The following is an 8,716-nucleotide window of genomic DNA, read 5'->3' on the forward strand; positions in this document are numbered from 1 at the left end:
CTTGCAAAATCGGATTTTCCGGATCGACTTTCTTGACCTTAAACAGAAGGTGAAACAATTTTTCCCATTGCATAAACAGGAAAATGAACATGCGGCTCCCGACGCCGTTTTCCTCTGTTTTCGCCTGCGAGTTACGGAACATTTCGTCAATCGTTACAAACGAATAGCCTTTTCCTTTTACTTCCTGCAAATATTCATCCAGCGCTTGCAGCATTTGCTCCGGCGCATGCCTGTACGCTCCGAACGTTTCGCCGCTGTCATGCAGCACAATGACTTCGCCGCCCTTCAGCCGCTTGATCAGTTTGCGCTTTAATTTGGCTTTGTCGTTGTTTTTGCGCCAATCGCCCACGATCCTTGACCAGAGGATCAGGCGGAACTTGCGCAGCGTCATAAAATCAAAGACGTTGATGATTCCCCACGGCGGACGATAATAAATGGGCGCATTCCCGGTAATCCGCCGCACAACTTCGGCAGTTTGCTCAATTTGCCTGCGCACTTGCTGCGGCAAAAGCAGCCAATTCGTATGATGAACATAATTATGAATCCCGATCGTATGACCTTCCTTATGCATCCGCAAAATCAATTCCGGATGCGTTTCCGCATTTTTTCCGACTACAAAAAACGTCGCTTTGACATTATGCTTCTGCAACATGTCCAGCAGGCGCCCCGTATAGACTTCGTCAGGCCCGTCGTCAAAAGTCAGCGCAAGATCGTTTTGCCTGCTCCCCCGCTTGAATGCGCGATAGCCAAACATGCGGATCATGATTCCAGGGATAAGCGCATAGACGGCCAAGATCGATATCGCTATCCAGAGCAATGTTTTGGTCATCTTACGTTCCCCACCTTTGCCCAGCTCATTAAACAGAGAATGTGTCGAATATTGTCATGGTGCCCTCTTCTACTGATTATAACACCTTTTGCGAAGCGTGGAAGCGTGAAAATCCTCATTTTTCGATTTTTCCCATTCTCCTCATGTCTATTATTTATTTCGTTAAATGATTACGTTTTCCTGCAAAACGGGCAAGCTTGGGCGTCCGCGAATGTTTGCGCATTTGCTTTGCGCCGCCGGCTATTTTATATCATAATAGAAAGTGGATTTGCAGCATATCGGAGCGTGGATGCCGTGAAACAACAGATTTTTGCCGCAATAGATGCGAATAGCCAAACATGGATCGACGTTGCCCGGACAATCGGCCTGAACCCGGAATTGGGCAAACGTCAAAGTTGTCGATGCTCCCTATCAACTGCATACCGTCGAGTTCCGCGACGCGGCATTGCGGGATCGGGCATTTGCCGGCATGCTGCTTGGCGGAAAAGCTCTCGCGGCAACCGCATTTGACGTTTTGCGCGATGCTTCGCTGCTTGCGGAAATCAAACAGGAGTTTGCGCGAAAAGCGGAAATAAACGACGAGGAGGCATACCCATGTTGACGCTGGAGGAAAAAAAATATTTGCTGCAATTGCTGAAGAAAAAAAGGCGGTGGGCGATTTGGGGCAAAACCCCCGCGATCCATCGCAAATTAATCGAAAAATTGGAGCAGATGATCCGCAACGAAACCGTCAATTTACAATAGAAAAGGTGAGAGATGCACCATGGCCAACTTGCTTGAACAATTGGAAGCCGCCAAAACATACGAAGATTTGAAACAATGGCGAATATCCATACGCAAAGGCGGATATACGGCATTCAGCACATTTTTGCAATTGCTGCAGGAAAAAATGAAACAATACGGCGACGATGAAGCGAAAACCATCCTGCGGACCATCCGCAAAGGCAAACGAACGCTGCCGCGCCCCCGCCGCATTAGCCCGGCCTGGGACGGCCTTTGGGAGCGTTTGCTCGCAACCGCGCAGCAAAAAGCGGAAATTTTGCAAACCGTGCCCGTCGACAAACGGGAAGGCGAATGGCAAATTCTCATTAATAACCCGTACGTCATGGATAAATTAACGTGCCACCCCGGTTTGAACTTTTATGAAGCGGCGTATTTTTACGGATTATTTCGCCAGGATTTGAAGAAAAACGAATTTATGCGGCTGCAGCAGGTGCAAAATTGGTCGTCAACATTTGGAGATTGAGCCACTTCACGGCCCACGATTTGCCCCTTAAGCGCCCGGACATGGAAAAAGAAGCCGAAAACGGCTTCTTTTTCAACGCGCAGGTTTGACAACCCCGCAAGCTATCCGCTTCCCCGCGTCGCCTGCCGGGTCCGTAAAATAATCGTCCGGCTTTTCATGGAGCATCAATGCGGTGCCGCCCGCTTGCAAAAGCGAATTGATCTTGTCTTTTGCCAGCGTAACGTTGGGGGTAATAATCTCCGCGTGCAAAGTTCCATCCGCTTTTACTTCAACATTGGGCAAATCTCCGGCGTGAAATCCTTGCGGATTATCCGTCCCATGCTTGCGGTGGAACGGATTGAAGTGTTCCCCCGCCGACTTAAAATCCGGAGGATCGCAAACGCCTTTTTCATGCACATGGAACGCATGCAGGCCCGGGCGCAATCCGGAAGCCTGCAGCACGATGCTTACTCCTTTTGCCGTTTGCCGCAAAGTAGCCGTGCCGATTTGCTTGCCGCTTTGATCAAGCAAATTGGCAACCGCATCGGGCGCGGAAGCAGCCTTTATCGGAGCAAGCGCCTCTTTCGCCGAACATCCTCCTCCCGCCGCGACCATCGAAATACAGGCAACCAACAGCCAGCCAATTTTTTTCATCGGCGCCAATCTTCCTCCTTGGGAAATCGTACATTGACAGTATTGTCCTTTTTCCCGTTTTTCAGTCAATGGCCGTGGGCATTTGGACCTGGGCATGCGCGTACGCTGCCGACCAACCGATGGCGGGATGACACCGATTTTCATCGTTATAACAGCCGCACCAGCCAAATCACCCACAACGCTGCCGGCACAAAGATCAGCTGAGCCAAAAGAGTCCCCACAAACCGGGACAGCATCAGCGTTGCGAACATTTTATTCAATTCCGACTTTCTGCTTTCGCCGCGTATTGTTCTGTCTGTTAGCAGCGCCACTTGCGGGTCGATCAGGACAATCAGGATGACGGTGGCGAAACCGTTGATCAAACCCGACGACTGCGATGTTGCCGTGCCCAATTCCGGCACAAGATAAGACGCATACAGCGCCGACAGCACACCGATCGTATACACGGCCGTGACGACGCAATTTAACAGCATCAGCCGTTTGGGGACGCCGCCAAGCCGCATGCGCGAAAGCATTTCCCATTTCGGCGGCACAAAAAAACCGCGGACCCGCTTCAGTTTGTCGATTTGCACCGACGCGCGGAGCAATTGCGGGATGGAGCCCGCCACCTCGAGACGGTCGATCGCCTTCGCCGAGATGTTCACGATTGTCGGAAACAATAAAATCGCCAATATGGTGCCGAACGAAGAGGCGGCGATAATGATGCGAAAAACAAATTCCGGATCAAAGTTGGCGGATTTTCTCGCCATATCGATAATTTTTCCCGCGAACGGCGCCTGAATCATGTTGGAGGTGCGCGAAACAAGCACGATCATGCCTGTAAGCGATAGGGAAACGGCAAGTTTTCCCGTGCGCACGCCGGCCAGCCTGACGGCATAAGAAAGCGTATCGACCGCATGAATAATCAGCGTGCACAAAAAGACGAGCACGATTTTTTCCGGCATGCGAAATCCTCCTTCACCCACGCGTATGCGACTCCACGCTTATCAAGGCAATACAGGCAGTAACGTTCCGTCAGCCAATGCGCAAGCGAAATATATTTCTTCTCAATAAGCGCATTCCATGCACCGCAAGGCGCAAGACGGAACCTGACGGAAGCCGCTCCGCGGTCAGCAAATCCACATAATCCCTTTCGTCCAAAGCCACCTGCTGCTCCTGCCCGCTAAAATTCATAACGAATACGTATTCATAGGCATCGTCTTCGCGAACTTGGGCGGTTACCCCTGGCGGAAGCGTCGTGTTCAATGCCCGCTGAACTTTGGCTGCCCTGGCGATAGCCTGAAGGAAATCCGCGCAAAACGGCTCTTTCGTTCGCGCTCCCACATAGTAAGCTTTACCCAGTCCATAGGCGTTTTCCGTCACTACCGGCCGACCGGCGTAAAAATCGTCCTCGTACACCGCAACAATTTCCGCTGTCTCGGCATGAATCAGTTCGCAAAATTCATGTATTTCGTACGAGCCGCTCAATCCCAGCTTATTGTCGGGTTGAAAACGCAACGAATTCCGGTCATGGTCATACAATCCTTCCGCTTCCTCCGCCCAGACGCCGAGAACGCGGCGCAACGGTCCCGGAAAGCCGCCAAGAAAACAAAGGTCATGCTGATCAACAATTCCCGACCAATACGTGGCGACGAATATGCCGCCTTGCTCGACAAAACGTTCAATCGCCGCGCCAACGCCCGGGCGCACCATGTACAGCATGGGAGCAACAACAAGCTTGTACTTGCTGAAATCCGCTTCCATATCAACCACATCGACGGCGATTCCCAGCTCCCACAACGCTTTGTAGTAGCTTAACACCGTTTCCTCGTAGTGAAGGCCAATATTGCGGGGACCTTGGGCATCCTTGACCGCCCACCGATTCTCCCAATCGAAAATGACCGCCGCTTCCGCGTGGACAGCCGTTCCGCGGACGGAATCCAGCTTCTCCAAAACAGCGCCGACTTCCGCGACATCGCGAAATACCCGGGTATGTTCGTGCCCGCAGTGATCGATCACCGCGCCATGAAACTTTTCGCTTGCCCCGCGGCTTTTTCTCCACTGGAAGTATTGGACCGAATCCGCTCCATGCGCGACAGCCTGCAACGAGGACAGAAGATGCATTCCCGGCCGCTTCAGTTTGCTCACGGGCTGCCAGTTTGTCAGGCTCGGTGTGCTTTCCATCAGCACAAACGGCTTGCCCCCGTTCAAGGAGCGGAACATATCATGATTCAGCGCGGCCCAGGCCGCGATATCCGTCTGCCTCGGCTCATCGTGCCATGCCGGATAAGCATCCCATGAGACGACATCGAGCACCTTGGCGAATTTCCAGTAATTCAATCCTTCATATGCTTCCATCATGTTGGCGGTCACCGGCAAATCGGCGCGGATCGCTTTCAATGGCGCGATTTCGTGCCGGCAAAAGTCAACGGTTTGATCCGTCACGAACCGCTTCCAATCCAAATTGAGTCCGTGCAGCATCATTTCACCGTGCGGCGCCGGCGACTCAATCTGTTCCCACGAAGTAAAGGTGTGACTCCAAAAAGCCGTCCACCAGGCATGGTTCAACGCCTCCAATGTGCCATACCTCGCCTTGAGCCATTGGCGAAAAGCCGCCTGGCACAATTCGCAATGGCATTCGCCGCCATACTCATTCGAGATATGCCAACCGATAACCGCCGGATGAGCCGCGTAACGTTCCGCCAGCTTGCGGTTGATGCAAGCCACTTTTTCCCGATAAACCGGCGACGTGTAGCAGTGATTATGGCGCCCCCCGTGCCGGATCCTGACCCGGTCCGGACCTACGCGCAACACTTCCGGATAGGCGGCGGACATCCAGGCCGGTCGCGCCCCGCTCGGCGTGGCCAGCCACACATAAATGCCGTTTTCGGCAAGTCGATCCAGCACTTGGTCTAGCCAGGCAAAATCAAATACGCCTTCTTCCGGCTCCAGCCTGGACCAGGCAAAAATGCCCACGGACATGACATTGCACTTCGCCAGCTTCATCAGCCGAATGTCTTCATCCAAAATGGCCGGATCATGCAGCCATTGATCGGGGTTATAATCGGCGCCATGCAAAAAGCGGGGCACTTTCGGGCTGATCGGGGCGTATCGCTTGTTCATAACATACCGCTCCTTAAAACTGGTTTCATATGTATTTGCCGGTAACTTTTTGTTTTCTTCCGGCTTGGATTGAGCGTAACGCGCCAGGGCTGTTCCTGTCAATATGCACAAACCCGCGTATCGTCTGCGGAAAAATGAACGGGAAAAACGGGTAAAGGCATGAAAAAAGCCTCCCGGCGTCATCCGCCCGCGGAGGCAGTTTATTTTATGAACATATGCGCTTATACGGCTTGTGATTGTTCCCCTTGCAAAAAAGCGGCTTTATTCGGCAAAAAATGCTGCGAGCGAATAAACCGGATGGTCTTCGTTTTCGCCCTCATGACGATCGAATGCGTCTCCGCCTTGTCGCCGGATAAAAAACGCACCCCCTGCAAAAAGTCCCCCGGCGTCACCCCGGTTGCCGCAAAAATAACGTCCCCGGAGCCAACCATATCGTCCATGAACAACGTTTTGCCCGGATCGGCAATGCCCATCTCCACACAACGTGCGACATCAGCCGCGGTAGCCGGCAGCAAACGGCCTTGAATTTCGCCGCCCAGGCATTTTAACGCCGCCGCGGCCAAAACCCCTTCCGGCGCGCCGCCGGAGCCGACATACAGATCAACGCCCGCTTCGGAAAACGCCGTGGCAATCGCCCCGGCTACGTCGCCGTCGCTCAACAGCTTGATGCGCGCCCCGGATTTCCGCAATCTGGCGACCAACTCGGCGTGGCGCTCCCGGTCAAGCACCGAGACGGTCAAGTCGGTTATTTTTTTATGCAGATGTTGTGCCGCGATTGCAAGCGTCCGTTCAATCGGATCATCCAACGAAACTTTTCCGGCAAGCTCCGCACCGACCGCCAACTTCTCCATATAAATATCCGGCGCATGCAAAAGATTTCCCTTATCGGCGATCGCGATCACCGACAAAGCGTTGTTTAAGCCTTTGGCCACAATTTCGGTGCCCTCCAAAGGATCGACGGCAACATCGACTTCCGGCCCGTCCGCATTTCCGACTTTCTCTCCGATATACAGCATCGGCGCTTCATCCATTTCTCCTTCGCCGATTACGACCGTTCCGTTAATCGAAACGGAATCGAACATTTTCCGCATTGCCGTCGTTGCCGCGTCATCGGCGCCCATCTTGTTTCCCCGGCCCATCCAGGGCGCCGAAGCAAGCGCAGCCATCTCCGTTACGCGGACAATTTCCAGCGCCAATTCACGCTCCATGCTGCTCTCTCCCTTCCAAATAGCGTGAAATAATGTACTCTGCCGTCTCTTCGATCGCCTTATCCGTCACATCAATGACCGGGCACCGCAATTGCCTCATAATGTCGGCGGCAAATTCCAATTCCTCGGAAATGCGCTGCAAGCTTGCGTATTTTGCGTTGGGGGGCAAGCCGGCCGATTGCAACCGGATCTCCCTGATCTTGAGCATTTTGTGCGGATCGATCACCAGCCCGAAAATTTTTTGCGGCGGCAACTTAAACAGTTCAGCCGGCGGTTTGACCTCCGGCACCAACGGAAAATTTGCCACTTTCAAGCCTTTATACGCCATATAAATGCTGAGCGGCGTTTTGGAAGTGCGCGAAATGCCGATCAGCACGATATTCGCATGCAGCAGTCCGTTCGTATCTTTGCCGTCGTCGCATTTAACGGCGAATTCCACCGCATCCACGCGGCGGTAATAATCTTCGTCCAGCGTATGCAACAGTCCCGCGGCCCGCTTCGGCGAATCGTTGAACGTATCGATATACGCCTGCATCATCGGCCCCATGATATCAACCGACCGCACATTTTTGCGGGCGGTCTCCTTTTTCATCATTTCCCGCAATTCGGGAAGCACCAGCGTATAGACGATAAATACCTGGTTCTTCGTCGCTTCTTCCACAATCGCCTGAATTTCGTCCTCGTCGCGAATATTGCTGAATCGTTTTATTTTCACATTTTGATTGGAAAATTGGCGGAGCGTGGCCCGCGCTACAGCGTCGGCAGTTTCTCCGACCGCGTCGGAGCAAACGAAAACGATCATTTCAGTATGGCTCATTCCCGCACCTCGAATGGTCTGATCAAATTACATGGCAACATTCGCCAACCGCAACAGCAATTTCACCAACGTTGTTTTGGTAATTCTGCCGACAACCTCTAATCCTTCTCCTTCGCCCGATTGCTTGCATACGGGCAGGCAGTCGACCTGATGCAGCATGATTTTGCGCGCCGCTTCCACAACCGGATCTTCCGGCGTTACCGTGATGACATTCGGCATCCTTGTCATGGCCAGGCTGATCGGCGTGTTTGCCGCATTCGGATTGGCGACGGTCATTTTTAGCAAATCCTTGCGTGAAACGATGCCGGAAAGTTTCCCGTCCGCATCGGTTACAATCAGGCTGCCCACATCTTCGATAAACAGCGAAACGACCGCATCATGCACGGAGGCCGTTTCGCGGACGATCACCGGAGATGATTGCACATCTTTCACCTTTAATCCCGTTAACGCTTCGGAAACCCGCGAGCCCGCCTCGGCGGATTCGCCCAGGAAATATCCGACTTTCGGTTTGGCGTCCAAAAGCCCGATCATCACCAAAATGGCGAGATCGGAGCGGATCGTTGTTCTGCCCACCCCGAGCATTTCGGATATCTGTTCGCCGGTTATCGGCTCATGCGCTTTGACTAGCTTCACGATCTCCAATTGCCGATCGGTTAATTCGATGATTGTTCACCTCCGGTAAACTTTCATATATATGTTATAGCACTTCTCTATTTAATGCGCAATAAATAAAAAATATTGCGCACAAAGTTGAATAATATAAAAAAAATACGCATCATTTGACGCGTACCTAACGAATGCGCAGTTTTCATTTACCGAAACATTCCCCACAATCGCAGCAAGTGAAGCGTATTGTTGGGATCGATTTTTTGCGCCAACAC

At 52.5% G+C, this 8,716-nt stretch carries 10 protein-coding genes; 3 read left to right on the top strand and 7 right to left on the bottom strand.

What is annotated here, in order from left to right; translation table 11 throughout:
• Positions 1-829: polysaccharide deacetylase family protein (locus VF260_00830; GenBank protein ID HEX7055724.1), on the bottom strand; the 829-nt coding region annotated here is incomplete at its 3' end.
• A gap of 445 nt (positions 830-1,274) precedes the next feature.
• Between VF260_00830 and VF260_00835 the strand changes: the two genes are divergently transcribed.
• Genes VF260_00835 through VF260_00845 form a run of 3 tightly spaced genes read left to right on the top strand, consistent with a single transcriptional unit; the run spans position 1,275 to position 2,075 of the window.
• Positions 1,275-1,430, top strand: a complete 156-nt coding sequence (locus tag VF260_00835) for a hypothetical protein (GenBank protein HEX7055725.1) — start codon at positions 1,275-1,277, stop codon at positions 1,428-1,430.
• A complete protein-coding gene (locus VF260_00840; GenBank protein HEX7055726.1) occupies positions 1,424-1,573 on the top strand; it encodes a hypothetical protein in 150 nt (49 codons plus the stop codon). The genes VF260_00835 and VF260_00840 overlap by 7 nt, the downstream gene beginning before the upstream one ends.
• A 19-nt stretch (positions 1,574-1,592) precedes the next feature.
• On the top strand, positions 1,593-2,075 hold the full coding sequence (locus tag VF260_00845) for a hypothetical protein (protein ID HEX7055727.1): 483 nt from the start codon (positions 1,593-1,595) through the stop codon (positions 2,073-2,075).
• 72 nt (positions 2,076-2,147) lie between these two features.
• Here the strand turns inward: VF260_00845 and VF260_00850 are convergent, their stop codons facing one another.
• The 6 genes from VF260_00850 to VF260_00875 form a co-directional block, all read right to left on the bottom strand.
• On the bottom strand, positions 2,148-2,708 hold the full coding sequence (locus tag VF260_00850; protein ID HEX7055728.1) for a superoxide dismutase family protein: 561 nt from the start codon (positions 2,706-2,708) through the stop codon (positions 2,148-2,150).
• 146 nt (positions 2,709-2,854) lie between these two features.
• Positions 2,855-3,652: a lipid II flippase Amj family protein gene (locus tag VF260_00855; protein HEX7055729.1), complete on the bottom strand. Its 798-nt coding sequence runs from the start codon at positions 3,650-3,652 to the stop codon at positions 2,855-2,857.
• 70 nt (positions 3,653-3,722) lie between these two features.
• Positions 3,723-5,810, bottom strand: coding sequence for a beta-galactosidase (locus tag VF260_00860; protein HEX7055730.1), 2,088 nt, complete (start codon positions 5,808-5,810; stop codon positions 3,723-3,725).
• A 221-nt stretch (positions 5,811-6,031) separates the two neighbouring features.
• Positions 6,032-7,018 (bottom strand): class II fructose-bisphosphatase, encoded by a 987-nt coding sequence (gene glpX, locus VF260_00865; GenBank protein HEX7055731.1) that lies wholly within the window; start codon positions 7,016-7,018, stop codon positions 6,032-6,034.
• Positions 7,008-7,835: a pyruvate, water dikinase regulatory protein gene (locus VF260_00870; protein ID HEX7055732.1), complete on the bottom strand. Its 828-nt coding sequence runs from the start codon at positions 7,833-7,835 to the stop codon at positions 7,008-7,010. Before VF260_00870 ends, glpX begins: the two co-directional genes overlap by 11 nt.
• Before the next feature lie 27 nt (positions 7,836-7,862).
• Positions 7,863-8,477 carry a helix-turn-helix transcriptional regulator gene (locus VF260_00875; GenBank protein ID HEX7055733.1) on the bottom strand — a complete coding sequence of 205 codons (615 nt, stop codon included), beginning with the start codon at positions 8,475-8,477 and terminating at the stop codon, positions 7,863-7,865.
• Positions 8,478-8,716 lie beyond the last annotated feature (239 nt).

The organism is Bacilli bacterium (genome assembly GCA_036381315.1).
GTDB lineage: Bacteria > Bacillota > Bacilli > Paenibacillales > KCTC-25726 > DASVDB01.